This window comes from Flavobacterium sp. LM4 (assembly GCF_002017935.1).
Taxonomy (GTDB): domain Bacteria; phylum Bacteroidota; class Bacteroidia; order Flavobacteriales; family Flavobacteriaceae; genus Flavobacterium; species Flavobacterium chungangense.
This window is the reverse complement of record NZ_MUFW01000001.1, coordinates 2,838,018-2,864,801: the sequence shown is the minus strand read 5'-3', so window position 1 is coordinate 2,864,801 and position 26,784 is coordinate 2,838,018. Positions and strand designations below refer to the sequence as shown.

Sequence of the window (26,784 nt, the reverse complement as noted above, 5' to 3'; positions counted from 1 at the left end):
TTTAAATGCCAATTTGTCCACTTCACTTAGAAATTTAGCCGATTTAAAGCATACTCATTATAATATTGCCCTTTAAATATATAAAAAATCATGGGTCCCGCTCGGAAAGGCTCATTACTCTTTATCTGGAAAGTGAAACGCTAAATTTAAATTATGTAAGACTTGTTGAAAGGAGCAAAGATTCTGAGTTCTTAAAATAAAAGGACTCGCAGTCTATTCAAAGACTATAATCAACCATTCTATTGATATGGAAATACAGTTTGAGCAGTAAATTCGAGTTGGGAAGTTAAATATTGCTCTTTAATAATGCATATTCGATAAAAGTAATTATAAATCAATAGACCCGGGCTGATCGGGCATTCGTTCGGGGGCTATGAAACCGCTTTTATCATTACACAGACCAACCTGTTTGCCGCTACTATTGCCGGAGCAGCCGTAACGGATCTGAACAGTTATTTTCTGACCGTAGGATGGGACACCGGAAAGCCTGATTTGTGGCGGATGAACAAGGAGCAGTGGAGAATCGGGAAAAGTCCTTATGAAGACCCTCTTGCCTATACGCGTAATTCGCCTATATCTAATGCGGAGCATATCACAACCCCTCTGCTGCTATGGACAGGCAAAAAAGACCAGCACATAGACTGGCATCAGAGTGTGGAATACTATATGGCACTCCGGCGGCTTGGCAAAAACAATGTTACCTTGTTTTATACTGAAGAAAGGCACAGTCTGCTCCATCCCGAAAATCAAAAGGATTTTACACAGCGTGCCGGGCAGTGGTTTGGCTATTACCTGAAAAATGAAACCCTGCCCTCCTGGATTGAAAAAGGAACGGAGTAATTACAGAGCCTCTTAAAAAATAATGCAGTTCCGAATACCGGAACTGCATTACAATTTTGAAAAAAAAGGATTGGAGAATTAAGGACGATACAAAAGTTCGGTACAGTTTTCCTGATCGTTTTTACCAAAAGCCTGTGCCCCGCTGTCTCCGTTGACGCGACAAACCTGAGCCTGAATGGTGCTACAGGCTACTTCAATATTACATGCGCCCTGAGAATTAAGCGTATATCCTATTTCGTCCTCAACCACTGAAGCACTTTGCATGGATGTTGTTGCAAATGCTGCCGCAACTGCCAATGCTACCACAGCAAAAGGCGTTGCTTTTTTTACTAATACAGTTTTCATACTACTACATATTACGTTACACTTTGACCTACTTTTTTCTACAGGTGTTCGGTCTTTTTCCTGATACCGGCCAGTATATTTTGAGGCATTAAAATTCTTTACTTTCCATTGCCTGTCATTTCTTTCTTTAAAACAGTACGCAGCTCATACACCACCAGTTCATTGTCCATCAGGGCACGGTGCAGTGTAGTTGCCAAGATAGAGTTTGTTCCGGGTATAACCTGCTATATAGTAGGAATTAAATTTTAAATCTATGCTGTTTATTAAGGTTATGGGATGCTATGGATAACGTCTGATAAACAGGTTCTTATACTGCATGATATTTTCTGAAAACAGAAATAACACAATGATTGAAAAAGTACCTGAAACGGCGGAAAGTGGTATCGTGAGAACAGGTGAAATGCTTGCTTTTTTTCTATTCTTTTTAGCCTGCCATACGATTGCCAAAGCTGCCAACAGGACGAATACGCTATTAAAAACGAGATGGACGTTCCATGTCATTTTTTCTAATATTCCTCCGCAGGAACAGGGAACGAAGGAACTGTAATGAAGGATGATGAAAATGTAAACGCTGAACATGGTCATTAGTATGAAGGCTCCCAGAAATCCTAAACTTCTAAACTTTGGTATCATGAGCAACAGTGTAATGAGCAGTTCGGTACCCGGAACGAGCCATGCCACCCCAACTGCAAAGGCACTTAGCAAAGGCGACTGCCCCAACTGTACCTGAAAGTTTTCGAAATCTAATAATTTGCTGACTGCCGCGTAGACAAATAAAAGGATATACAGATAACCGATTATTTCTACAATAATACTTTTAAAACGTGCTTTTGACTCCATAACCTTATCTGTTTGCTTTTTATACACTATTTGTTTCTAAACTCTAAACAAATTTAGATGGGTCGTTTTTAAAAAGTGTTGTAAAAAACAGGACAAAAGTTGTGAAAAACGTGCCTTTTTCAGGTTTTGAAAAAGGTTCAGGCCTTTTATTAAAATTTTACCCTTAAAGAATAGACAAGCACACGAGAAATCATTTTATTGATAAATAGTAGCAGAAAAATTTCCAGAATCGAAAAAACATTTTATCTTTGCACCCGCATTCAGAGCATGATTGCGTCTTACTGGAGGAATGGCAGAGCGGTCGAATGCGGCAGTCTTGAAAACTGTTGACTGTAACAGGTCCGGGGGTTCGAATCCCTCTTCCTCCGCCAAATGAAGTTTTAAAACAAACTTTAAAATTTGAAAGTCTTTAAAAATTAAGTTTTTAAAGGCTTTTTCTGTTTTTATACGCAATCAAAATACACATTAAATGTCATAGTACAGTGTACCAGGAAATGATAATCTTTGGATTATGACCAATAGATCAAAAACAGCAATTAGGGCAAATGTCCCTATCCTTCCTCCCACCCTGGCGATTATTAATAAATACAGGAACTGGATATGCAAACAAAAAGTAGAGAAAAAGTTAAGCTACATTTTTGTAATTAGTTAATTTATTAAATTCTTCAATAGTTTTATAGTTCAAAGCAGAGTGCCTTCTTTTTTTATTGTACCAAATTTCGATGTATTCAAAAATTTCAAGTTCCATTTGTTCTTTAGTAATTAGTTTATTCCCATAAATTAATTCTGTTTTTAGTGATTTGAAAAAACTTTCTGCAACAGCATTATCCCAGCAATCTCCTTTACGGCTCATACTTCTAGTGACAGTTTTAAAAGAGTCAAGCATATTAGTAAAGCTTTTATTAGCATATTGAATTCCTCTGTCGGAGTGGAATATTAATTCATTTGTAATTTTTCGATTTTTAAGTGCCATTTTCCAAGCTGTTAATGTAGTTTGTTTAGTACTCAAACCATTGCTTAGACTCCAGCCAATTATTTTTCTGTCGAACAAATCCAAAATAATTGTGAGATACAAAAATCCGTCCTTTGTTTGAATATATGTTATATCTGAAACCCAAGCTTTAGATGGTTCCTTCACCGTAAATTCTCTTTTTAAGATATTTGGAACAACAAAATGATTATGTTTTGAATTGGTTGTTACTTTAAATTTTTTACTCAATTTACTGTACAAACCTAATTGCTTCATGTATTTAGCGACTGTTATTCTAGATATTTGATATCCTATATTTTGAAGTTCTAAAGTAATTCTTGGACTTCCATATCGCTGTTTGGTATTAAAATATATTGAAGTTATTGCTTCTTTTATTAAAATCACTCGTTTTTGCCTTTCTGAAACAATCTGTTTTTTCCATTTATAGTAACTGCTGTTGCTTACTGCTAAAACTTTGCACATCTTTTCAATCGAATATATTTTTTCATGGTCTTTTATGAAAAGATAAATCATCGACCTCCCTTGGAAAAGATGCTTATTGCCTTTTTTAAGATATCACGTTCTAATTCTGCTTCTTTTAATTTTTTTTCAAGTTCATGAATTTTTTCTTGTTCGGGACTTAGTTTTAAATTGCCTTTTCCAGGAAAACTTCCCGTTCCAAATTCTTGATAATCTTGGCGCCATTTATAAAGCAAAGCAGCTGTAATACCAAGTTCCTTGGCAAGTAGAGAGATATTATCTCTTTCATAACTTAATTGGACTGCTTTCTCTTTGAAAATGCGGTCGTAATTTTTACGATTTTCTTTCATGGTCTAAAGTTAAGATTTTGTCCTTAACTAGAACTCCACGCTAAGTTAGCACATCCATAGTCTGCCTTCCTCTTAAATAGCTGGCGCTGGTTTGTGTACTATATTGAGAGTATAATCCGTCCTTATCACATTGCCAGACATCAACAAATACGTTTGTAAGCGGCGTACATCCATTGCTTTTATCTTCTATGGTCAGGGTCATTAAAAGTGCTACACCTGTCCTGTCGCCTATAATACTTGCCCTAACATATTGAGCGGGAGTCAGTATAGGAAAAGGCCCTTTGGTTTCAGTTGGTGAAACACTGCAATCACCTCCTGAATTATTACCCGTATCATCTGATGATTCGTTATCATTATCTTTTGAACAGGATGAAATAGCGGTTGGAAGTGCAATAATAGCCCCTAATCCGAAAAGACCGTTTCTTAAAAATTTTTTTCTATCCATGGTTGATATTCGAAGTTTAATCTAAAAAGTGGTTTATTCTTAAACAATTCAACTGTGAGAAACCCTACCTTTTTTTATTGATTTAGCCCAAAGTATCTATAAGATATGTTTATTGTAAAAGTAAAGTCGAAAAAAAAGAGCTGTCGTTAAACAGCTCTTTGGGTTTTTCAAGTTAGTTGTATACGCTTACTAATTCAAAATACTTCTAAAAAATGAATGAAAAACCAATTTCTTACTATTAGGGTGCAGCAACCTGAGGCTTTGATTTCATAATTACTTCAACAGTTTTAGGATTTGCAAAAAATTCCTTTGCGAAAGCTTTTACATCTTCGGCTGTTATTTCTTTCAGCGTTTTTTTGTAAATAACATCATCTTTAAATGTATCATTGTTTAGGATCATATTATTTAGGCTGTTAAGCCAAAAACTGTTTGTCATCACTTTCTCTGCTCTTGCCTTTAAAACTGTGCTCTTAATAGACTCAATTTCCTCCTGTTTTGTTACATCTTTTTGCGTTAAATTTATCTGTTCATAGACTATTTTTGTTAGTTTTTCTACTTTTTCAGGATCACTGTCAAAATTGATGGTCATTGAATACTCATCCCAAGGCAGTCTGCTTAAACCTGAATTTACATGAACCCCATAACTTCCACCCTCTTCTTCACGAATTAAATCCAGGTATTTTTTAGATAGTAATTCTGTCAAAATATGCGATATGAATACATTTTTATAGTTGTATGGAAACTGTTTTACAAAACGAATGTAAACACTTGCTTTTGGAACATTCATTTCGCGCACTAATAACTGTTTGGCTATTCCCGGTGCAGGATCAAGATGATTGTCAACAAAATTTTCTTTTTTATTTACATCTGATGCAATACTTCCGATATATTTTTCAATTAATGAAAGTACATTATCCGGAAGATTTCCGGTAAAGACAAACGTGAAATCGGCAGCGTTTTGAATTCTTTCTTTATAAATTTCTGATGCTTTTTCAAAACTCAATCGTTTCAGAAATTCTTCGTTTATTAACGGAACTCTTTTGTTTCTATTGTAATTGAGCTGTGAAATTGTATCCTGAAAAACTTTCGGATTCGTATTAGCTGAATTTTCTAACGAATTACTAAAACCCGTAACCATTCGGCTATAAGCATCCTTATCAAATCTTGGCTGTTCAAAATACAGATACAGCAATTGCAATAAAGTTTCAAAATCCTTTTGATTGCCTGAACCTTTAAAACCTTCAGTCAATTCTGTGATATAAGGTTTAATATCTACAATTTTTCCGTTTAGTTTGTCTTTTAAATCGGTACTTTTAAAAGTGCCCAGACCAGAATTTTCAACCAGACTCACTGCGATTTGAGATGACGGAATATCTTCTGTCTTTACTAACGAACTTCCTCCAAAACTAAAAGCAGAGAACAACACTTCGTCTTTTGCTAAAGTGGTTGGATACAGAACAATCTTTGCCCCATTTGCCAAAACGTAACTTTTTGCCCCTGCAATTCCTTCAATTGCAGTTTCTTTTGAAGCTTTAGAACCTTTCAGATCTGATGCAATCAAAGGCTGGTCTGTATCGGTTTCTTTGTATTTTTCAAGCGGCATTTTTTTAACAGATGCCATAATCGAAACATAATCTTCTTTTGAAGGATAAACAACGTCATTTTTGTCAGGACCTGTAACTGTCATGACCCTATTATCAGTTGTCTGCAATTTCTTAACCGCCTGATTTATTTCAGCTAAGGTGATAGAAGCCAGTCTTGACTTTGCCTTTTCATACTGTGTTTCGATACTCTCAAATGGCATTGCTTTTAAGAAATAATTGACTAATTCTTCTGAAAGTCCATCACTCTCAAATTTGTCTTTATTTTGCAGTGAGTTTTTGTATGAACTCAAAACAGCTTCTTTGTTGCGGTCTAATTCTTTTTGAGTAAATCCGTAACGAACCGCTCTTTCCGTTTCAATCATCATTTCTTTAAAACCTTCCAGCGTTTTGTTGTTTTTTGGCGTTACATATAAATAGTACGAATTGGTTAATCTTGAAACTTCTGATGTTCCTGTGCCAATATTTAAAACAGCTGTTTCATTATTCTGAATGAATTCCTGATACCGTCTGTTCATCATATCGGTACACAGATTGTTCACCAAATCCCTTCTGATCGTTTCGTTGTTTTTAACTTTATCAAAATCCTTTTTAAAATACAAAACAACGCTTGTTTCCTGCGCTTCTTTGTCTTTTGCCAAAACGTAGTTCATTTCTTTGTTTTTTGGGACAGCAACATAATAACGTTCTGCTGCGTTTTTAGGCATTTGGATAGCAGAAAAAGTTTCGATAATCTTCTTTTCAATTACTGCCGGATCAATATCTCCAACTACAATAACGGCTTGTAAATCCGGACGGTACCATTTTTTATAATAATCTCTTAAAACCTGATAATCAAACGTATTGATTAGATTTAAATCGCCAATTACATCTCGTTTTGCATACTTAGAATCTTTGTACAAAACCTTATCTGTTTCTAAGCGAAGTCTGAATTCTGAGTTTCTTCTCGTTCTCCATTCTTCTCTGATAACACCACGTTCTGCATCAATTTCAGTATCCTTTAAAGAAAGAAAACCAGACCAGTCGTGCAATGCCAAAAGACAGGAGTCAATCAATTTAGAATCGTTTGCAGGAACGTTACTCAAATTGTAAACGGTTTGATCCTGTGCAGTATACGCATTGATATCTGCTCCAAAACTAACTCCTTTTTTCTCCAGCATATCGATAATCCCTTTTCCTTCAAAGTTTTGTGTTCCGTTAAAAGCCATGTGTTCGAGGAAATGCGCCAGTCCGTTCTGATCGTCATTTTCTAAAATCGCTCCGACATTTTGAGCGAAATAAAAACAGACACGGTCTTTTGGCCATTCGTTATGAAGAATATAATATTTCATTCCGTTCTTTAATGTTCCGGAAACTACGTCTTTGCTGAGCGGAACTGTAGTCGAAAACTGAGCAGCGCTTTTAAATCCGATGAAAAGGACTAAAAGCCAATATTTTGATTGAAAGATTTTCATTTGATATTTTTTGTCTTTTTATTTTTTGAAATTCCGGACTCCTTCCTGAAGCCAGTTATAGTATGCATTACTATCAGGATTGTAAGCCGATGGTTTGTTCAGGTCTTTTTCGTTATGATCCATTAAAACGTAGTACGGCTGAGCGTTTGTTTTATATTTTAAAATCTGAAGTTCGCTCCACTTCTGTCCAGTATATTTTAAAACTTTTCCGGTAATTTTAGAAACCAGCTGTTCATTCTCCGGCAGAGGTCTTTTGTCATCTACATACAGCGAGATCAAAACCACATCATTATTTAAAACGGCTAAAACTTTAGGATCCGGCCAGACACGTTCTTCCATTTTACGGCAGTTTACACAAGCATATCCGGTAAAATCGATCATTACGGGTTTGTTTACTTTTTTCGCGTAAGCCAGACCTTCGTCATAATTATGAAAAGTCGTAATTCCGTTTGGACCACTTTCTGCTCCTTCCGGTAATGCAGCTTTCTCTGTGTTCTGTCCTACTGCGTTTCCAAAACCATTTGGTGATTCGCTGTATTGTTTCGCCGGAGGAAAACCACTGATATATTGTAACGGAGCGCCCCAAAGTCCCGGAATCATATACACCACAAAAGCCAGCACGATAATTCCTAAACTCAGTCTCCCTACAGAGATATGCGTAACAGGCGAATCATGTGACAATTGGATCTTTCCGAATAAATATAAGGCCAATACAGAAAATATAGCTATCCAAATGGCAAGAAATACTTCTCGCTCTAATAGATGCAATTGTAAAACCAGGTCGGCATTGCTTAAAAATTTAAAGGCTAAAGCCAATTCTAAAAAGCCTAAAACCACTTTAACCGAATTTAACCAGCCTCCCGATTTTGGAAGCGAATTCATCCATCCCGGAAAAGCTGCAAATAAAGCAAACGGCAATGCAATGGCAAATGAAAACCCAAACATTCCGACAATTGGCGCAATTCCTGCCTGACTTGCTGCCTGAACCAATAAAGTCCCGACAATTGGTCCGGTACAAGAAAATGAAACTATGGCTAATGCCAATGCCATAAAGAAGATTCCCAAAGCACCTCCTATTTCTGATTTCTGGTCAATTTTTGTAAGCCATGAACTTGGCAATACTATTTCGAAAGCACCTAAAAATGACAATGCAAAAACCAGTAAAAGCAGAAAGAAAAAGACATTAAAAACTACGTTTGTTGCCAGCGCATTTAAAGCATCAGCACCAAAGATTGCAGTAACCAAACTCCCTAAAATAACATAGATTACAATAATAAAAATACCGTACATCATAGCGTTTCTAATTCCGGCAGCTTTGCTTTTACTTTGTTTGGTAAAAAAACTAACCGTCATTGGGATCATCGGAAATACGCATGGTGTAAACAAAGCAGCAAGACCTCCTAAAAAGCTGAAGAAAAATAAGGTCCAAAGGCTTTCTTCAGGAGCTGTTTTTCCTGAAGATGCTTTTTCGGCTGAATTATTTAAAATTTCAGGAGTGTCTTTGCCAGCAGTGTTAACAGAGTTTGTTGTGTTGTTTGTGGTATCTTGTTTAGTAGTGGATTCGTCTTTTGCGGGCCAATCAGTGTTTTTCTCTTCTGTTGCGGCACTTGCTGCATCTTCGTTTTTAACCGGTGTATCTGATTTTTTGAACGTAAATTTTACTTCTTTTTCTCCAGGAGGAAGACAGCTGTTGTCATTACAAACCATAAAAAAAACAGACGCATTAATGGTAAAAGCGTCGGCAGTTTTACGTTCTATAGTCTGAGTGAAAACTGCTTTTTCTGCAAAATATTTAATTCGCATATTAAAAACAGGATCGTCAACTTCATGTCCCTCAGGCTCGGCTACAGAACCGATTGTTTTGTAGTTTTTAGACTTCGGAAAAGTAAAATTTGTCGGTGCTGGTCCGCCTGATGGAACGTTTTGAGAATAAATATGCCAGCTTTTATCAATTTTGGCAATTATACTCAAAGTATATTTGTTCTCTCCTATTTCTTTTACGGATGTTGTAAAGGAAACGGGATCGTAAATTTGGGCAGTAAGGTTACTTATCGTAAAAAGAAATACGATAAAACAGATTAGTTTTTTCATGATAAAAAGTTAGATTTTAAATTGCCACAATGAATTCTCTTTTTTGTCATCCTGACGAAGGAAGGATCTCCGCAAGAAACTCTAAGCAGTAATCGCAAATCTTTGTCGAATATCTTACGAAGATTCCTCGTTCCTCGGAATGACAAACACATCTTAATATCATGTGTGTTTATTTAATAAATTGAATTATTTTTTATACCGAGCCAAAATCCATTTTGAAATATCGTCGAGAACTTCCGGGGCGAAAACTTCATCTAGTTCTTTGACTTCGCTTTGTGTACAAGTTTTGCAGTGCTGGTACATATGATTCAGGCCTGGATAAATCTTTGCTGTAAGATCTTTTGTTTTCAGGTATTTTTTGAATGAATTGATATTCTCTTCATATGGAACACTGATGTCTTTATCGCCGTTTGCCACCATTACCGGAATGGTAATTTTTGGCAGGTAATTTTCCGGCTTGTAATGAATGCTGTAACGGTACCATTTTCTGTCAGCGTCTTTTCCGTAACGATACAGGAAATCCTTGTCACGTCCGTCCCACAGATGTATTTCTTTTAATGTTGTCGAATCCTGCTTTTGCATCCATTCTTTCAACTTTACTTCCATTGCAGGCTGCGCAGATTCTCCGTCTTTTGTATCGTAAACAACCTTAAACATGATGTTGTACATTTCCATCTGTTTCGCCACCACTTTATCCGAAAAATTATAACTTTTCAAAATTGCCGTATTTTGAAGATTCAGCATTTCCAGTCCGCTTACTCCTACTCCGGATAAACTGATCATGAATTTTACGTCTTTGTTTGCCGAACTCACAATTGAGGCAATCATTCCGCCTTCACTGTGACCGATTAAACCAATGTGTGAAGCGTCGATATTTTTATCTGTTTTTAAATAGGCAATCTGCTCCTCAATATCATCAGCAAAATCGCCGGTTGTGGCATCTTGAAAATCACCTGTCGTTTTGCCGAATCCTCTATCGTCTACGCGAAGAGAAGCGATTCCGTTCTTTGCCAGATAATCCGCCAAAACAGTAAAAAATTCTCTTCCCATGTACGTATAATTGCGATCGTGCTGTCCGGTTCCTGAGATTAAAATTGCCAGCGGATATTTCTTTTTTCCTTGCGGAATTGTCAATGTCCCTCCGTAAGTAAGTTTTGTTTTTTTGCCTAAAAAGGTCATATCAATAACCTGATACGGATATGGTTTTTTAGGATGCTGAGAAAAATATAGAGGCTGTATTTCTTTTTCTTTCTTTAAAACAACTGCTGTATTTGGAATTGAATAATAATTAAAAATTCCTGAAATTGCGCTTTTATCTTCATTGTATTTTCCTTTAAAAGAAAAACCATACATTTCATTTTTAAAAGATATACTATCTCCTTTTACAGTTGTGACTACTTTTTTATCGATTTCTAATTCAGGTATTTTAACACTTAAAGAATCGGTTTTATATTTCGACAAATCTCCAGACAAAATAACCCTGTACGAATGATGCTGGCCCTGCCAGATAGTTTGTGAAAAACTAAACTGGCTGGTCATCATCATTAAGAAGCTTAAAAATACTAAAAGATTTAAGTTTTCTTTCTTGTTTTTTTTAATTAGAGTTTTCATTATTTTTTATTCTCTGACTTTAAATGCTCGACAATGATTGAAATTTCATCTAACAATTCGCTTGGGCTTCCAAAATAACCGTTTGACATCCAGCGTAATTTTCCGTTTTGGTCGATAATCATTTTCTCCGGGATTCCGGAAAATTTGAATGCTTTTGAGTATTGCTCATAAACTACATCCATTTTTCCTGTTTTAGGATTTTTTCCGTCGTAAAGTACATTAAAATCAAACCCTTTTTCTTTTATAAAAGCCTGAGTCTGCTGTTTAAAATCTTTGATATATTCCTGTGTATCTACGAAATAGAATTTCACATTATCATCGGCTTTATATTTATTTACCGCCATATTCATTCCCGGCATCGCACCTTTGCACGGTCCGCACCACATGGCCCAAAAATCAAGTACAACGATTTTGCCTTTTTGGTCGGCTAGTTTTACTTTTCCTCCTTTGCTGCTTTCTAATTCAAATCCAGCGATTGGAAGGTTAATTAATTCTGAAATTACTTTCTTTTTATGTTCTTCTATATTACTAAGAGATTTCAAAGATTCTAAGTAGGCATCAAACCCTGCAGCTGCTCCGCCTTCTTTTAAATAAATTTCTTTTAATGAAGCTAAAATTTCAGGTGTTACCTGATTTTGTTTTACCGCAAGTGCCATGTAGTTTTTAGCATCTGCTGTTTGCCCTTTTCTCAATAACATTCTGGTATAAACCTCGTTGTAAGTCGCATCGTTATAACCAAACAGAGGCTTAATTTTAGCTAAATATTTTTCTTCTACATCATAATTTTTAGTCGCTTCTGCTAATTTAGCATAAGTAAAATATTCTCTGCTAATCATTTGTAAAGCCTGTTCCTGCCATTCTTTTAATGATAATTTTCCGGCATACATTTTTGGCACAAACGTTAATCTGTTTTCTATTTCCGGCATAATAATATCTGCATACTTCTTTAATGTTTCTATTGACGCTTTTTCAATTCCGTCATGATCCCTGTCAAAAGGAATAGACACTAAATGCCAGTGATAATCTAATAAGTTGCCAAAAGAAACTTTTTTAACGCTATTTAAAGCATAAGTGTAATCTTTATTGTTTACGATATAACCATAAACAATTGATTTAATCATTTTATCATAAAACAAACTTTCTATATCTGTATAAACGTCTTCAAATTTATTTTGTGGAAAATTCTTCTCGAATTCCGTATATGATTTAACTTTTTTAGCAAAGTCAACTTCCCTGAATATTTCCTGAATCTGTTTGTCTCTTGCTAAAACTCCATAAGGATATTTGGCAACCAAAACATTTTGCACAGAATCTGAAAATACTTTATCTTTTGTATTTTCTAATAAATTCAATGTTTTTTGAACATCATATTGTGTGGTATGATCAAGATTGGTATCTGTTAATAAACTGCGCAATTCTTTCTTAATAGCTACAGATTGCTCTTTTCCTGATGCTAGTTTTTTTAATTTTAACCCGTAATAAAATATCTTTTTACGGCTTTCCGGATGATACTGCAATTCGTAATTTATCCACATTAAACCAACCTGATCAGCAATGTACGCACTGTCATGCACCACATTGGGTACTTCATTCTCAAAAGCTCTGCTTCTCAAAATTCCCCAGCCCGTATAAGCTCCCGGAACTTGTGCAAACATATAACCATGAGGCATTTTTTCTCCTTTGTCTACAATGGTATCCGATTTAAACACACAATTTATAAAAGATGCATGGGCTGAAAGTTTCATTTTGGTTTCCCACTTTTTATCTCCTGCCGCTTTTAAAGTAACGTCGTTGGTAATCCATTTAAAATTATCATAAGTATACACTACCCCGTTTACATACATTGCATTGGCAAGTGGCCCGTTCGCGGCATTATAAGTTATGATCACTTCGTCTCCTGGATTTGGATGCTCGGGAGAAAGAGTCAGTATTTGTGCAGGTGCATCCTGAGCAAATATGCTGGTTGTAACACTGAATAAAAATAAGATCAGCTTTAAATTTTTCATTTTTTTTTGAATTTAGTGCACTCAAAAGAAATCTGAGTGCACATTTTTAATTAACTAATTATGGATTCTGTTGTAAGTTTGGGGCGTATTCGAAATAAATTGGGGCAAAAGGCATTTGATAACGGTCACTGTTTGGGGCAAGGGTAAACGTTTGTCCTGTAAAAGCATGCGTAATGGTTTTGGCAAATTCAGGTTCTTTGTTTAATCGTTTCAAATCAAACCATCTAAAACCACCAGATCCCATCAACTCTCTTCTTCTTTCTGATAACACTTTGATTAAAGCATCTTTATTGTCTGTCGCAGTCATGGCAACATATTGTCCTGCTCTGAATCTTTTTTGTCTTAATTTATTGATTTCAGCCATTGCTAAGTTACCGGAACCAGCTCTTGCCAGACATTCTGCTTTTATCAGCATCATTTCAGGAACAGTTGGTCCTGCATTTCTGCTTTCTCCTGTTAAACCTTCTTTTGCATACGTTCTTCCTAAAGTATATTCAGAATTAAAATTGCTTGATGGTTGTGTAAAAAGCACATAACGCAAATCATTTGTATCAAATGAGTTAATCAATTCATTACTTAATGATAAAATTTGTGGTGCGTAAGAAAAAGAAGTATATCCATTCCATTTTGATAAGATTAATTCTTTATCAAATCTTCTGGTAGGAAAAGCATTAAACTCAAAATCTTCCAGATTATTTAATGTACTTTGAATGGCCAATGCCTTTTCTGCATTTTCTAACGCTAAAGGATAGTTTCGCATGTATAAATAGGTTCTTGCCAAAAGTGCGTAGGCCGCCGCTCTGGAAGGAAATGCTACATTGTTTCCTGTATTAATTGGTTTTAAACCTGAATTTACAGCATCGTTTAAATCACTAAGAATAATATCATACGCATTTTGAACGGAAGTTCTTTTTATGTCGTCTGAAACGGTTGCTGTTGTAAAGAGTACAATTCCGGGATCTGTTGCTGATGTTGCAGCATCATAAGCTTTTCCGAAAGTATTTACCAGGGTTAGAAATATAAATGCACGGTGTACTTGTGCTTCACCTTTTATAGCTAATTTTTCGGCTTCTGTTCCATTTTTACTTTTCATTACTTCATTGATCACGATGTTTGCATTATACAAGGCACTATACATGTTCTCCATATTGTAATCTCTTTCACCATCAAAATACAGAACATCTGACCATTTATAAAAATTCGTAAATGGACGATAATAATCATAAGCGCCCAATGCAGTGGTCTGAGCCTCATTTTGAAAACTAATATCATCTGAGGTTACATCTACAGCACCATAGGTTATATCAAATGCATATGAATTGTTCAAAAGATACCTGTAGTTTTCTGTTTCTTCCGGTATTAATCTTCCTTCGGTTTTGATATCGACATAATTGTCACAGCTTAAAACAATTGTTCCTAAAGCTATTATCGTGATGTATTTTAAATACTTTTTCATCTTTAAAAAATTAAAAATTAACATTTAAACCAATTGAATACATTGCCATTGCCGGCAATTTCATGTTAGTACCTGTATATGGTAAAAAGTCAGGATCTAAACCGTCTTTGTTTTTTCTCCAGAAGAAACCAAGATTTCTGGCTGTAAATGTTACCGAAGCACCTGTTATAGTTCCTCTGTTAATTAAGCTGTTCAAATCATATTTAAGTGAAAGCTCTCTAAAACGAATATGATCTCCTTCTATAATTTGATCTTCTCCAAACATATACCTCACATAACTTAGCCCGGTAGAACCCTGGATACCTGGTACAGAAGTAGTCGCCTCGTCTCCCGGAGTTCTCCATCTTTGGTCAATATCACTATTTAAATCGTATTGATTAAATCTTCCTTGTCTGTTTACGTAACCTCCATACGTTGGTTTAAATAATACGTAATCAAATTTGTATGTTGCTAAAATGTAAAGTGACACTTTTTTGTAAGTGAAAGTATGATTAAAACTTCCAAAGTAAGAAGGGATGTTTGTACCCATATACTTCATATCAGCAATTTCTTTAAGAGAAGTAAAAGAATTAACGATGTTACCCGATTTATCATAAACCTGAGTTCTTCCAGTTGCGTCTAATCCTGCTGACCTAAAAGCAAATACGCTGTTTAATGGGTAACCTTCAACTGGTGGTGTTGTTCCTGCGCCATTTAGATACTGACTGTAATTTTGAAAGCGGGAATCGGTTACTTCTGAAGTATTGTAAGAAACTACAAGACCTGAATCCCAGGTAAAATCCTTAGCTTTAAGAATGGTTGCGTTTAAACTTAAGTCTACTCCAGTTCCCGATATTGTTGCTGCATTTTGCTTTAAAGCGTTATTTTGAACACCGTAAAATGGAGAAATTGGGAAATCTACGATCAAATCTTTACTATCCTTTTGATAATATTCTATCGTACCGCCTAATCTGTTGTTCAAGATAGAGAAATCTACCCCAAAGTTTAAGATGGCTGTTTTTTCCCAACGTAAATTAGGATTTGCCGGAGCAGTAATAAAAGCATAAGGCTGTTGTGAAAAAGTATCTAAATTACTTAAACTGATATTTGTAAAAGGAAAAACCTCCAAATTGATATTTCCGTTATAACCATAACTGGCTCTTAAAGCCAGACTATTAATCAGGCTTACTTCTTTAAGAAAAGATTCATCTTTAATATTCCACTTTGCACCTGTCGACCACAATGGTGTTCTTCTTAATTTTTTATCTACTCCAAAATTGTTATAGTCGTCTAACCGGGCACTTCCTGTAAGTGTATATTTGTTTTTATAGGTATAACCGGCATTTGCATAGTAAGATAAAAATCTTCTGCGAACATCTTTATGCTCATTACCATATTGAAGGGTATAGTTATAACCATTTACATCAACATAATTTTGTGACGGAATATCTACAGAGGTTTGCGTTTTTGAATTATATCCAAACAATGTTCTGCTGTCTTGAGTTTCTCTAGTTTCTCTGGCCTCAATACCTCCCATTGCATTAATCAAATGATCCTGACCTATAATGCCATCATAGTTTAATTGCCCTCTCATCGTGTAACTGCTTGTACCAAATTCATTGTTTTGATAAATCCCTCCTTTTGGGATTCCGTACACTAAATCGCCGTTGCCGTTTATAGAGGTTGCCGAGTTGATTCTGTCACGTGTATAAAAGGTATTTTCATTGAACATATTATCATTTGATGAACTTGAATTTTCTACAGAATAGGTACCTACTGCGTCTAAACCTTTTAATAATGGAGCTGTTGCCGAAATTGTAGCGCCAAAATTTAATTCATTTGAGGACCTGTCACTATTCTTTAATTCATCAATATAATTGTAAGTCCATGGTAAATATCCGGATTGCTCCAACGGAATAGTTTGTGCGCTATAATAACGACGATAATAATCAACTGAATTCCCATCATCTCCAACAATTTGGTCGTAAGGCAATAAAGTATTCAATGAAGTTCCTAATGGAGAAAGTCCTAATCCATTACTGTTGTAATTGAAGATTGAACCTCTTAAGCTTGTATTCATTTTTAAATAATTGAACAGCTTAAAATCCTGATTCGATAATAAAGTCAAACGTTGTCCGCTGTTTCCTTTTGCCTGAGTTTCTTCTTTAGAATACGATCCCGACATGAAATACGAATAATCGTTTTCTGCACCGCTAACCGATAAATTGTAATTTTGAGTTGTTGAAGCCTGCAGCAAATACTTTTCTGCCTGTCCATAAGTGTTACGATTACGTAAAACATCTAAGCCAGCGTTTCTTTGGGCTTCAGTGATATCACCCCGTTTGTACTGAAACATCAGGTCCATTCCCTGACTAACAGGACTGGTTAGCATGTAGGTTACACTTGCCGGATCTGTAACCAAATTTCTATCTACAAACTCCTGTTCTAAATTTAAAACCTGAGCCGAATTCATCAATGGTAATTTTGATAAAGAAGGCTTGTTCGAAAAACCATAATTTTGAGAAAAATTAATTCTCGTCTGTCCTTGTTTTCCTTTTTTGGTATCAATTACCATTACTCCATTTGCCGCTCTCGCGCCGTAAATAGAAGCTGCAGCAGCATCTTTTAGAAAAGTAATTTTTTCAATATCATTTGGGTTTATTGTTCTGATGTCTAATTCTGTTGGTGTTCCGTCTAATACTACCAATGGCATTGCATTGGTTTCTAATGTAGATTTTCCTCTAATGGCAACATTATAGCTCGATCTTCCCTGACCATCTCCAAATGTGGTTCCGTAGACAAAAGTGTTATCAGAATCTAAAATATTTAATTGCAGACCAGCCACCTGACCTTCTAATCTGTGAAGAACATTATTAACTGGCACTTTTTCTAAATCTTTAGCCGTAAGGGCAACAAAAGATCCCGTAGAACGCTCTCTGTCTAATTTTTGATATCCTGTTGATACGATTTTCACTTCGTCTAGTTTGCTGACATCTTCTAACAAAACAGGATTGATAATCAGGCTTTCTGAAACCGTTACTTCTGTTTTTTTGTATCCTAAATATTCAAAAACAAGAACATCTCCTTTGCGAGCCATAATTTCGTAAGAACCGTCAAAATTGGTAACAGCGCCGTCTTTGGTACCTTTAACCCAAACCGATGCGCCAAATAAATTTTCCTTTTTAGCATTGGTAACAACTCCCTTAATTTTTACTTTTTCTTCTATTACAGAAGCCGTTGTGGTTTTTACTTTTGTATTTAATGCAATAACAATCAATTTGTTATTTACAAATTCTGCTTTATAATTATCTCCTATTAATTCTTTGATAACGGTCATTATATCAGCGTTATCAAATGCTATATCAACTCTTCGCTGCGCATTAAAAACATCATCACTGTAGAAAAATTCGACATTGGTTTTTCTGGTGATTGTTTTTAAAACAGAAGATACTGACTGATTTTTTACCTTTATAGTTACTTTTTGAGAATAGGCAAAAGCAACTATATTGAAAAAAAATATGGATAATAGTAGGGATTTCTTCATGACGTTAAGAAATTTATCCCAAAGCGCGGATTTTATCCCACAATCTTTTGCGGATAGGTTTTTTTTCATACTTTTAAAATGTTTTGGTTGGTTAATTGATTTCGAACTCTTTTTTTCGACTGAACAATACTAGCCGGGAAATGGTGCAAACATTTTCCGGTTTTTTTATTTGCTTACGGTTACTTCATACGTTTGGTTTATTTTGGTTATTTTATATTTAATATTCGATGTTTTACTCACTATATTAAGAAGGTTTTCCAAAGGTTCATCTTTCAAGATAATGCCGGTGAATTTAATCTGCTCTATTGATTTTTGTTCGAATTTCACATTAAAGTCGTACCATCTGGACATTTTGGTCAGAATGTTTTTCAAATTTTCATTCTCAAAATAAAATTTCCCGTCTTTCCATGCCGTATAAACGGACGGATCCACTTCTATAACTTTTAAACCTCTATTTTGAATTCTGGCCTGTTGTCCGGGATTAATAACAACTGATTCATTTTCTGCTGAAACTTTTACTTTTCCTTCTGCAAGTGTGGTTTCAAAATTATGATCTTCCGTGTAAGCGTTTACATTAAAATGCGTTCCCAAAACCGTTACATCTCCGGATTTTGTTTTTACCGTAAACGGGCTGTGGGTATTTTTACTGACTTCAAAATAAGCCTCTCCTTCTAAAGTAACATTGCGGGCATCTCCTCTAAACTCTACTGGATATCTTAAAGATGATTTCGAGTTAAGCCACACTTTTGTTCCGTCTGAAAGGCTCACTGAGTAAATTCCTCCTACAGGAACAATCAACGTATTTTGGCCTGTAGAAACTTTTCCGTTCAGTGCTTTCACATCGTAAACTAAAACATTATTTACATTCGAGATTACACCGTTTTTTGAAACGATTTTTTCTTTTTTAGGTTCTAAAGAAACAACCGTTCCGTCTGCCAAAACTAAAGTTGGATTATTGTATTTTGGTTTAATACTTTTTACGACTACCTCCTGCTTTTTTATTTCATCCTTATTATTCAAGAAAAAGAAAACAGAAGATAATCCCGCTAAAAGAACTAAAACAGCAGCATATTTGAATAATTTTCTATAATTGAAAAGTGAGATTACAGGTGCATCAATAAAGTCGATTTTGTTTTTAATTCTTTTATAAGCTAAATCAGTAGGAACTATGTTATAAAATCTTTCTTTTGATTTTAAAGTTTCCAAATCAATAACTTTTTGATAATATTCCTGATTTTCGGGTACAGAAAGCCATTCCTGCAAAAGGTTATTTTCTTCAATCGATAATTCTCCCACAAGCAATTCCTTTTTAATGAGAGCGGCGATTGTGATTTCTTTCTTTCCTGCAGCCATATTTTTTTGATATTAAGTAGCGGTTATTAACAGTTTAAGTAAATGTTATATAACTAAGAGTACGAAATATCAAAAATGGGTGGAAAGATTTTTGATTTTTTTTAAAGAAAAAGCAAAATAAATAAAAGTTCGGAGTGATTCTTGAGTTTTTCCTTCAATAATTCTATAGCACGGGCGCGCTGAGACTTTACGGTATTAACAGAAATATTAAGCTGTTCGGCAATATCTTTATACTTCATTCCTTCTAAACAGGAAAGTTCAAAAACTTCTTTGCATTTTTCAGGTAACGAATTTAAAGCGTCAATTAAAGTGGAATATAATTCTTCTTCTAGGATATTAAAATCGAAATCTGCCGTTTCATTAGAAAGTTTAGAATCAAGTTCAACAATCTTTTGCTCTTTTTTTAAAATTAAAAGAGAACCATTTCGAACCATGGTATACAAGTAGGATTTGACGTCAATTATTCTTTCAAATTTAACACGGTTTTCCCAAAGCTGCAGCATTACATTTTCAACAACCTCTTCGGCCAGAAAATTGTCTTTTACAAACGTAAAACTGTAGCTCACAAGTCTTGGATACAAAGAATAAAACAGTTCTTTGTAATACGCTTCATCAATTCTGATATTTTCTTGTTCCGAGTTAATTTGCTATCTTAATTTAATTACACAAATATAAATTTTATAACCACAAATCATCATTTTTACCATATAATTATTATCAAACTCCTTAAATCATTGCAAAAAGTAAGAATAAAATGCTTATTTGCTTTTACGGTTTTTATGCTAAAAATCTGCAAAAATAATTTTAGTTTTCTCGATTAGTTTTGAAATAAAATAACAGAATATGCTTTTTGAAAATAAGAAATGCATTAAAAACGTATCAATCTAAGGCTTAAATATGTGTAATCCTGAACTTTTTCTCAGCCTTTGTTTTACAGAATTGAATGCTGAACAGGAGAGTTAAAGATACTGCTGCCACCTATAGAGATTTAGTCATTAATACATTCATGAAAAAAACTACAGCTCCAACTTATGAGGAAATTCTAGAATTAAATCGCTCCATATTCACTCTGAATCCAAAAATAATTAAAAAATACTGAAATTAACGCAGTAAAACATGGGGTTTTGGGTTACTGCGCTAATTTTTATTAAAAAAATGAACGTTGTTCAAAAAAAGAACGTATTTTTGTCAAATAAAATTCGATATATGAGCACAGGAGAAAGAAAAGCACGCGAAAAAGAAGCCTTAAAATCGCTAATTCTAAAAGGGGCAAAAAGGCTTTTTATCGAAAAAGGAATTGAGCAGACCACGATTAGAAACATAGCAGACGAGATTGATTATAGTGTAGGGACGGTATATGTGTATTTTAAAGATAAAAATGCCATTTTACACGATTTGCATTCTATAGGTTTTCAGGAATTGGGTGGGTATTTTCAGGAATTGTTTACTATTGAAGACCCAATGGAGCGATTGCGTAAAATGGGATTCATGTATATTAAATTTGCTTTAGAAAATTCTGAAATGTATGATTTAATGTTCAACCTGAAAGCTCCGATGGAATTTTTAGAAAACTCTGATAATGATGATTGGGATGAAGGGGCAATAACGTTTGGCCTGGTTAAAAAAACAATTGAGGAGTGTATCAACAAAGGACATTTTAAAGGTCATAACACTGAACCACTTTCATTCATGGTCTGGAGTCTGGTACATGGCATGTGCTGCCTAGAAATTCGCCAGAGAACCAAAGGAGTAAAATTTACAAATCCGGACACTATCCTCTTTGACGGGTATAATGAATATTTAAAAATAATAGAAAAACTTTAATTTTTTTTTGATTAAAAAAATGAACAATGTTCAATTTATAAACAACGTATATTATGATACAAAAAACACTAACATTTACACTAATCTTCCTAGGATATCTGGGATATTCACAAAGTAAGCTCGATGCTTATATTGCAGCAGGATTAAAAAACAACGAAGTAATTAAGCAGCACAACTTTGACATTAATAAAAGTATGTATGCTTTAAAAGAAGCTCATGCCCTATTCTATCCTACTGTTTCTTTAAATGGAACTTATACCAAGGCTGAAGGAGGAAGAACCATTGATATTCCAATAGGAGATATGCTGAATCCGGTATACAGTACGCTGAATCAAATTACAAATTCCAATGCTTTTCCGGCTTTAGAAAATCAGTCCGTTCTAATTAACCCTGATAATTTCTATGACGCTAAAATTCATACTACAATGCCCCTGCTGAATTTTGAGATTATCTATAACAAGAGAATTAAAACCCAACAGGCTTCATTACAAAAAACAGAACTGGAAATATATCAAAGGGAATTGGTAAAGGAAATAAAAATAGCCTACTACAAATACCTGCAGTCTGTTGAAGGGGTTAAAATTTATGAGGATGCCCTGGCACTGGTCAAAGAAAACCAACGAGTTAATCAGTCTTTGTTTAAAAATGACAAAATAAACCGTACAGCTGTTTTAAGAAGCGATAACGAAGTAAAAAGGATACAAGCCAACTTAGAAACGGCAATTCAAAATTCTAAGAATGCACAATCGTATTTCAACTTTTTACTCAATCAAAAATTAGATACTGCTATTGAAACTGACCAAAATGAAACTTTACCTGCTGAAGCAATTTCAGAAAATACACAAAGCAGAGAAGAATTGCAGAAACTTACCACTGTAAAAGAATTAAACGATAATGTAAGCAAACTTACACAGTCGTATTGGTTTCCTAAAGTAAACGGTTTTGCCGATTTTGGAATTCAGGATTTTGATTTTGAGGCAGACAAACAATCTCGTTACTATTTTGCAGGAGTAGGTTTGGAATGGAATATTTTTTCAGGCAACAAAAATAAATTCAAACTGAAACAGGCAGAAGAAGACAGTAAAAAAATCAGTTCTCAGATCGATAATGTAAAACAGCAGTTACTGCTTCAGTTTCAGGTTTCACAAAATAACCTAAAATCAGCATTAGAAGAATATTACGCTGATAAAAGCCAAAAAGAATCGGCCAAAAAATATAACGAGGACATTACCAAATTATACAAAGAAGGCCAGGCCATCTACATTGAACTTCTGGATGCACAAAACCAGTGGGTAAATGCCCAGCTTAATACCAATATTGCCCTTTATAATTCCTGGATTGCGTATGCAGAACTGGAAAGAGCCAATGCAACTTTTACTTTTAACTAAATATAAAAAATTATGAAATCAAAGATTATTTCGACTGTTCGCCAAAATGGCACGGGTTACCAAAACCTAAAAAACAATTTTACACTAATGAGTAAAAAAACAATAGTACTATGCCTTCTTGCTTTTCCTCTTTTGTATGCCTGCAAAGAAGAAAAAAAGGAACATACATCGTTCGAAACTGCAGATATCATTCCGATAAAAACAGCAACAGTCCAATCACTGGCACTCACAAATAATATAAGTGCATCAGGATTGGTAACAACAGAAAACCAAGCTAATTATGGTTTTAAAATTGGCGGTATCGTTAGCCGCATTTATGTAGAGGAAGGACAGTTTTTTAAAAAAGGGCAGCTTTTGGCAGCATTGGATGCAACCGAAATTAATGCTGGTTTAAACCAAACAGATCTGAATGTGAAAAAATACGAGCGCGATTACAACCGTGCCAATAATTTATATAAAGACAGCGTATACACCTTAGAACAGCTTCAAAATACAAAAACAAGCCTGGACATTGCCAGAAAGCAGAAAGATGCCGTAGCTTTTAATGCCCGTTATGCCAAAATATATGCTACAGCCAATGGTTTTGTAGCCAGTAAGATAGCCAACGAAGGAGAAGTTATAGGTCCCGGAACTCCAATTCTGGCTATAAATGAAACAAATCAAAACAACAATTACTTATTAAAAGTGGGCCTGACAGATAAAGAGTGGGCATCAGTAAAAATAGGACAAAAAGCAGTTGTTACTCTTGATGGTTATCCCGAAGCGCACTTTGATGCTGCTGTTTTTAGAAAATCACAATCTGCAGATGCGGCCCTGGGCTCTTTTCAGGTAGAATTGAAACTGAATATGAAAAACAGCAAACCGGCGGTAGGTATGTTTGGAAAAGCAGAAATTAAAACAGAAAATGCAGAAGACTTTATCGTTATCCCTTACAATTCCCTTATCGAAGCCGACGGAAATAAAGCCTTTCTATTTATCGTAGTCAATAATAAAGTAAAACGTCAGCCTGTTACCATTGCCAAATTTGAAAACAATAGAGTATTCATAAAAGACGGTCTTAAAAAAACAGATCAGATAGTGATCTCTAACAGTGCTTATCTAAACGAACAATCGAAGATCAAAATCATTAAATAATCAGCATTATGAAAATTACAAACTTTGCCGTTAAAAATTATCAGTTTACGCTGATTATCTTTCTTTTGGTTGCTGTAGTAGGAGTTCTTACCTTATTCACGATGCCAAGAGCTGAAGATCCTGCAACGCATCCGCCACAATATCTGATTACGGTTATTTATCCCGGTACAAACCCAAAAGATATGGAGGAACAAGTCGTAAAACCTATTGAAAATAAGATTTACGGATTAGAAAATATAGAAAAAATACTCACGACTGTAGAAGATGGTGTAGCTGCTTTTCAGGTAAAATTCAAATACGGAGTTGATGTTGACAATAAATATCAGGAAATCTCTACCGAAATGAATGCCCTGAAAAACAGTGAACTTCCAAAAGATATTTATCAGATAAAAACAGAGAAAATTTCGTCTTCGGATGTAAAAATCCTTCAGGTAGCATTGGTTTCCGAAAATGCATCCGACAAAAAACTGCGGGATGAAGCGGATGAACTAAAAACAAAAATTGAAAAAATAACCAATCTTAAAGATGTAAAATACGCCGGAATTCCGGAACAGGAAATCCGGGTAGACGTGAATCTGGAAAAACTGGCACAATCAAAAATTCCATTGAATGTGGTAATGGGAAGTTTACAAAGTGAAGCTGCCGATATTCCTGGCGGAAGTATTGATTTGGATACCAAAGTATTTAATGTAAAAACAAGTGGTAAGTTCAAAAATGCAGATGATGTTGCCAATACGGTTGTTTACAATGCTAATGGAAAAATCATCTATATGAAAGATGTGGCCGAAGTAAGCTACAAATCTGAAGTAGTAAACCATATTACAAGAATTAATGGACACCGCTGCGTTTTGGTTACTGCCGGAATGAAGGACAATGTAAATATTAGCGATGTTCAGAAGGAATATTTACCCATAGTAGAGGCATTCTCTAAAGATTTGCCAGCTAACATTAAACTGGTAAAAAACTTTGATCAGGCTGATATGGTATCAAAACGTTTAGGACATTTAGGTTTTGATTTCGGACTCGCCATTCTTCTGGTTGTCATCACATTGGTACCATTAGGTTCAAGGGCATCCCTTATTGTTATGATATCCATTCCTTTATCATTGGCTCTAGGATTAATTGCAATGAATGCTTTAGGGTATTCCTTAAACCAATTGAGTATTGTTGGATTAGTGGTTGCTTTAGGATTATTGGTAGATGATAGTATTGTAGTTGTCGAAAACATTGAGCGCTGGCTGCGTGAAGGCCATACAAAAATGGAAGCCGTTCTGATGGGGACAAAACAAATAGGAATTGCTGTTGTAGGCTGTACAGCAACGCTTGCCATTGCCTTTTTGCCATTGGTTTTTCTTCCTGATATGGCTGGTGAATTCATCCGAAGTTTACCTATGGCGGTTATCACAAGTGTATTGGCGTCTATGATTGTTGCCTTGACACTGGTTCCGTTTTTGGGAAGCCGTTTTTTAAAAACCCACGAACACACAGGAGGAAATATTTTTCTTCAATATTTGCAAAAGTTCCTTACCAGAACTTACAGGGATATTATGCCAAAAGCATTAAAATTTCCCAGAACAACTATTGCCATATCTATCGTATTGAGCATTACCGCTTTTGGATTACTGAAAGCAACTGGGTTTAAATTGTTTCCAAATTCAGAAAAACCAATGTTTCTGATCAATATAAAAATGCCGCTTCAGGCCAATATTTCGGAAAGTGACAGGGTTACAAAAATTGTTGAAGCAGAATTGAAAAACCACAAAGAAATTGTGTACTACACTTCAAATGTGGGGAAAGGAAATCCGCAGATTTATTACAACGTGCATCCGCAGGACAGAAAATCTGATTTTGCCCAGCTCTTTGTTCAGTTAGAAGATGAAGCCTCTCCTACTGCAAAAACGGCTTTAATTGAAAAATTACGTGACACCTTTAAAACAATGCCTTATGCTAAAGTGGAGGTAAAAGATTTTGAACAGGGAACACCATTAGAAGCCAATATTGTTGTGCGCTTGTTTGGTGAAGATCAGGAAGTTTTGCGCAGACTATCTTCGCAGGTAGAAACTATTTTGCGAAACCAAAAAGGGACAGTTTACATCAACAACGAGTTAAACACCTATAAAACCGATGTCAAAGTAAAAATCAATAAAGAAAAAGCAAGAACCCTGGGCGTACTGACAAGTGAGGTCGATAAAGTAATCCGTCTTGCTGTTGCAGGACTAACGGTTGGGGATTACATTGATGACCGTGGAGATGCAAGAAATGTAACCATTACACTCCCAAGGGATAAGTTTTCTAAACTGGATGCGTTAAAAAATCTGTATGTAAATAATGCCCAGGGAACTCCAACTGCCCTTAATCAGATTGCAGCAATAACTTTTGAAACGGCGCCAACAGCTATTAATCACTTTAACAAATCACGTTTTTCAAAAGTTTCGGCTATGTCTGCAAAAGGTTTTTATGCCAATGATTTATTAGTAGATATTATTCCGAAACTGGACAAACTAAAAATGCCAAAAGGATATTATTACAAACTATCCGGAGAAAAAGAATCAGAAGGTGATGCTTTGGGGGGCAATTTCCTTTCGGTAATTATATTGAGTACGTTTTTATTCATTGCTGTTTTATTACTGCAGTTTAAAACCTTTAAAGGAATCATTATCGTACTGTCGATCATTCCGTTAGGAGTTCTTGGAGGTGTATTGTTTTTATTGGCAACAGGAAATCCAATGTCACTGGTTTCAATTATCGGTTTCATCGGATTGTCCGGCATTCAGGTAAAAAATTCCCTTCTTCTGGTAGATTTTACCAATCAATTACGACTGGAAGGACATTCAATTGATGAAGCTATTGCTATTGCCGGCGAAACACGTTTCCTACCAGTAGTATTGACATCCATTACCGCAATCTGTGGTTTGATTCCGCTGGCATTAAACCCCAATCCCCAAATATCACCATTGGCAATTGTATTGATTGGCGGATTGATAAGCTCTACCATTCTTTCAAGAATTGTGACACCTGTGATGTATAAATTGATTCCACCAAGTATAGAAAATAATTAAGAACTATTAAATAT

General features: G+C 35.1%; 17 protein-coding genes and 1 tRNA gene. 6 read left to right on the top strand and 12 right to left on the bottom strand.

Translation table 11 applies throughout. The annotated features are described in order from the left end of the window. The first annotated feature begins 333 nt into the window (after positions 1-333). Positions 334-840 carry a prolyl oligopeptidase family serine peptidase gene (locus BXU10_RS12650; RefSeq protein WP_078227618.1) on the top strand — a complete coding sequence of 169 codons (507 nt, stop codon included), beginning with the start codon at positions 334-336 and terminating at the stop codon, positions 838-840. 78 nt (positions 841-918) lie between these two features. Here the strand turns inward: BXU10_RS12650 and BXU10_RS12645 are convergent, their stop codons facing one another. Together BXU10_RS12645 and BXU10_RS12640 are read right to left on the bottom strand one after the other, a co-directional pair. After that, complete coding sequence (locus BXU10_RS12645; protein WP_078227617.1) at positions 919-1,185, bottom strand: DUF6520 family protein; 267 nt, start codon at positions 1,183-1,185, stop codon at positions 919-921. Positions 1,186-1,464: 279 nt separating this feature from the next. Beyond that, positions 1,465-2,025, bottom strand: a complete 561-nt coding sequence (locus BXU10_RS12640) for a MauE/DoxX family redox-associated membrane protein (protein WP_223255429.1) — start codon at positions 2,023-2,025, stop codon at positions 1,465-1,467. A gap of 283 nt (positions 2,026-2,308) precedes the next feature. On the opposite strand from BXU10_RS12640, the gene BXU10_RS12635 reads away from it, so the two are divergent. Continuing rightward, positions 2,309-2,396 (top strand) — tRNA-Ser (locus tag BXU10_RS12635). 254 nt (positions 2,397-2,650) lie between these two features. On the opposite strand, the gene BXU10_RS12630 is transcribed toward BXU10_RS12635, so the two are convergent. The 10 genes from BXU10_RS12630 to BXU10_RS12580 all read right to left on the bottom strand — a co-directional run bounded on the left by BXU10_RS12630 (position 2,651) and on the right by BXU10_RS12580 (position 19,958). Next, a protein-coding gene (locus BXU10_RS12630; protein ID WP_223255388.1) for an IS3 family transposase occupies positions 2,651-3,825 on the bottom strand; the annotation gives its coding sequence in 2 pieces (ribosomal slippage) (positions 2,651-3,570 and positions 3,570-3,825; 1,176 coding nt in all). Between the two features lie 40 nt (positions 3,826-3,865). After that, positions 3,866-4,270, bottom strand: coding sequence for a hypothetical protein (locus tag BXU10_RS12620; protein WP_078227616.1), 405 nt, complete (start codon positions 4,268-4,270; stop codon positions 3,866-3,868). Between the two features lie 238 nt (positions 4,271-4,508). Next, positions 4,509-7,325 carry a pitrilysin family protein gene (locus BXU10_RS12615; protein WP_078227615.1) on the bottom strand — a complete coding sequence of 939 codons (2,817 nt, stop codon included), beginning with the start codon at positions 7,323-7,325 and terminating at the stop codon, positions 4,509-4,511. Between the two features lie 18 nt (positions 7,326-7,343). After that, on the bottom strand, positions 7,344-9,416 hold the full coding sequence (locus BXU10_RS12610) for a thioredoxin family protein (protein WP_078227614.1): 2,073 nt from the start codon (positions 9,414-9,416) through the stop codon (positions 7,344-7,346). A 186-nt stretch (positions 9,417-9,602) separates the two neighbouring features. Continuing rightward, positions 9,603-11,027 carry a S9 family peptidase gene (locus BXU10_RS12605; protein ID WP_078227613.1) on the bottom strand — a complete coding sequence of 475 codons (1,425 nt, stop codon included), beginning with the start codon at positions 11,025-11,027 and terminating at the stop codon, positions 9,603-9,605. Next, positions 11,027-13,033, bottom strand: coding sequence for a TlpA disulfide reductase family protein (locus BXU10_RS12600; protein ID WP_078227612.1), 2,007 nt, complete (start codon positions 13,031-13,033; stop codon positions 11,027-11,029). Before BXU10_RS12600 ends, BXU10_RS12605 begins: the two co-directional genes overlap by 1 nt. 58 nt (positions 13,034-13,091) lie before the next feature. Beyond that, a complete protein-coding gene (locus BXU10_RS12595; RefSeq protein WP_078227991.1) occupies positions 13,092-14,489 on the bottom strand; it encodes a RagB/SusD family nutrient uptake outer membrane protein in 1,398 nt (465 codons plus the stop codon). A 10-nt stretch (positions 14,490-14,499) separates the two neighbouring features. After that, the gene (locus BXU10_RS12590; RefSeq protein WP_078227611.1) at positions 14,500-18,081 is read right to left on the bottom strand and encodes a SusC/RagA family TonB-linked outer membrane protein; all 3,582 of its coding nucleotides are present in this window, start codon (positions 18,079-18,081) and stop codon (positions 14,500-14,502) included. A 96-nt stretch (positions 18,082-18,177) separates the two neighbouring features. Continuing rightward, on the bottom strand, positions 18,178-19,365 hold the full coding sequence (locus tag BXU10_RS12585) for a FecR family protein (protein WP_078227610.1): 1,188 nt from the start codon (positions 19,363-19,365) through the stop codon (positions 18,178-18,180). Positions 19,366-19,466: 101 nt separating this feature from the next. Continuing rightward, on the bottom strand, positions 19,467-19,958 hold the full coding sequence (locus tag BXU10_RS12580) for an RNA polymerase sigma-70 factor (protein ID WP_223255462.1): 492 nt from the start codon (positions 19,956-19,958) through the stop codon (positions 19,467-19,469). Between the two features lie 613 nt (positions 19,959-20,571). Between BXU10_RS12580 and BXU10_RS12575 the strand changes: the two genes are divergently transcribed. Genes BXU10_RS12575 through BXU10_RS12560 form a run of 4 tightly spaced genes read left to right on the top strand, consistent with a single transcriptional unit; the run spans position 20,572 to position 26,770 of the window. After that, entirely contained in the window at positions 20,572-21,189 is a 618-nt protein-coding gene (locus BXU10_RS12575; RefSeq protein WP_078227990.1) for a TetR/AcrR family transcriptional regulator, read from the top strand. 53 nt (positions 21,190-21,242) lie between these two features. Beyond that, positions 21,243-22,577, top strand: coding sequence for a TolC family protein (locus BXU10_RS12570; RefSeq protein ID WP_223255428.1), 1,335 nt, complete (start codon positions 21,243-21,245; stop codon positions 22,575-22,577). A gap of 12 nt (positions 22,578-22,589) precedes the next feature. Beyond that, positions 22,590-23,711 (top strand): efflux RND transporter periplasmic adaptor subunit, encoded by a 1,122-nt coding sequence (locus BXU10_RS12565; RefSeq protein ID WP_078227608.1) that lies wholly within the window; start codon positions 22,590-22,592, stop codon positions 23,709-23,711. A gap of 8 nt (positions 23,712-23,719) precedes the next feature. Then, positions 23,720-26,770 (top strand): efflux RND transporter permease subunit, encoded by a 3,051-nt coding sequence (locus BXU10_RS12560; protein ID WP_078227607.1) that lies wholly within the window; start codon positions 23,720-23,722, stop codon positions 26,768-26,770. Positions 26,771-26,784: the final 14 nt, after the last annotated feature.

Excerpts from the sequence above, each read along its gene's own strand:
- BXU10_RS12565 (WP_078227608.1), top strand. The coding sequence starts at position 22,590 with ATGAAATCAAAGATTATTTCGACTGTTCGCCAAAATGGCACGGGTTAC.
- BXU10_RS12645 (WP_078227617.1), bottom strand. The coding sequence starts at position 1,185 with ATGAAAACTGTATTAGTAAAAAAAGCAACGCCTTTTGCTGTGGTAGCA.
- BXU10_RS12590 (WP_078227611.1), bottom strand. The coding sequence starts at position 18,081 with ATGAAAAAAAACCTATCCGCAAAAGATTGTGGGATAAAATCCGCGCTT.
- BXU10_RS12615 (WP_078227615.1), bottom strand. The coding sequence starts at position 7,325 with ATGAAAATCTTTCAATCAAAATATTGGCTTTTAGTCCTTTTCATCGGA.
- BXU10_RS12575 (WP_078227990.1), top strand. The coding sequence starts at position 20,572 with ATGAGCACAGGAGAAAGAAAAGCACGCGAAAAAGAAGCCTTAAAATCG.
- BXU10_RS12620 (WP_078227616.1), bottom strand. The coding sequence starts at position 4,270 with ATGGATAGAAAAAAATTTTTAAGAAACGGTCTTTTCGGATTAGGGGCT.
- BXU10_RS12640 (WP_223255429.1), bottom strand. The coding sequence starts at position 2,025 with ATGGAGTCAAAAGCACGTTTTAAAAGTATTATTGTAGAAATAATCGGT.
- BXU10_RS12570 (WP_223255428.1), top strand. The coding sequence starts at position 21,243 with ATGATACAAAAAACACTAACATTTACACTAATCTTCCTAGGATATCTG.
- BXU10_RS12605 (WP_078227613.1), bottom strand. The coding sequence starts at position 11,027 with ATGAAAACTCTAATTAAAAAAAACAAGAAAGAAAACTTAAATCTTTTA.
- BXU10_RS12610 (WP_078227614.1), bottom strand. The coding sequence starts at position 9,416 with ATGAAAAAACTAATCTGTTTTATCGTATTTCTTTTTACGATAAGTAAC.
- BXU10_RS12585 (WP_078227610.1), bottom strand. The coding sequence starts at position 19,365 with ATGGCTGCAGGAAAGAAAGAAATCACAATCGCCGCTCTCATTAAAAAG.
- BXU10_RS12595 (WP_078227991.1), bottom strand. The coding sequence starts at position 14,489 with ATGAAAAAGTATTTAAAATACATCACGATAATAGCTTTAGGAACAATT.
- BXU10_RS12560 (WP_078227607.1), top strand. The coding sequence starts at position 23,720 with ATGAAAATTACAAACTTTGCCGTTAAAAATTATCAGTTTACGCTGATT.
- BXU10_RS12600 (WP_078227612.1), bottom strand. The coding sequence starts at position 13,033 with ATGAAAAATTTAAAGCTGATCTTATTTTTATTCAGTGTTACAACCAGC.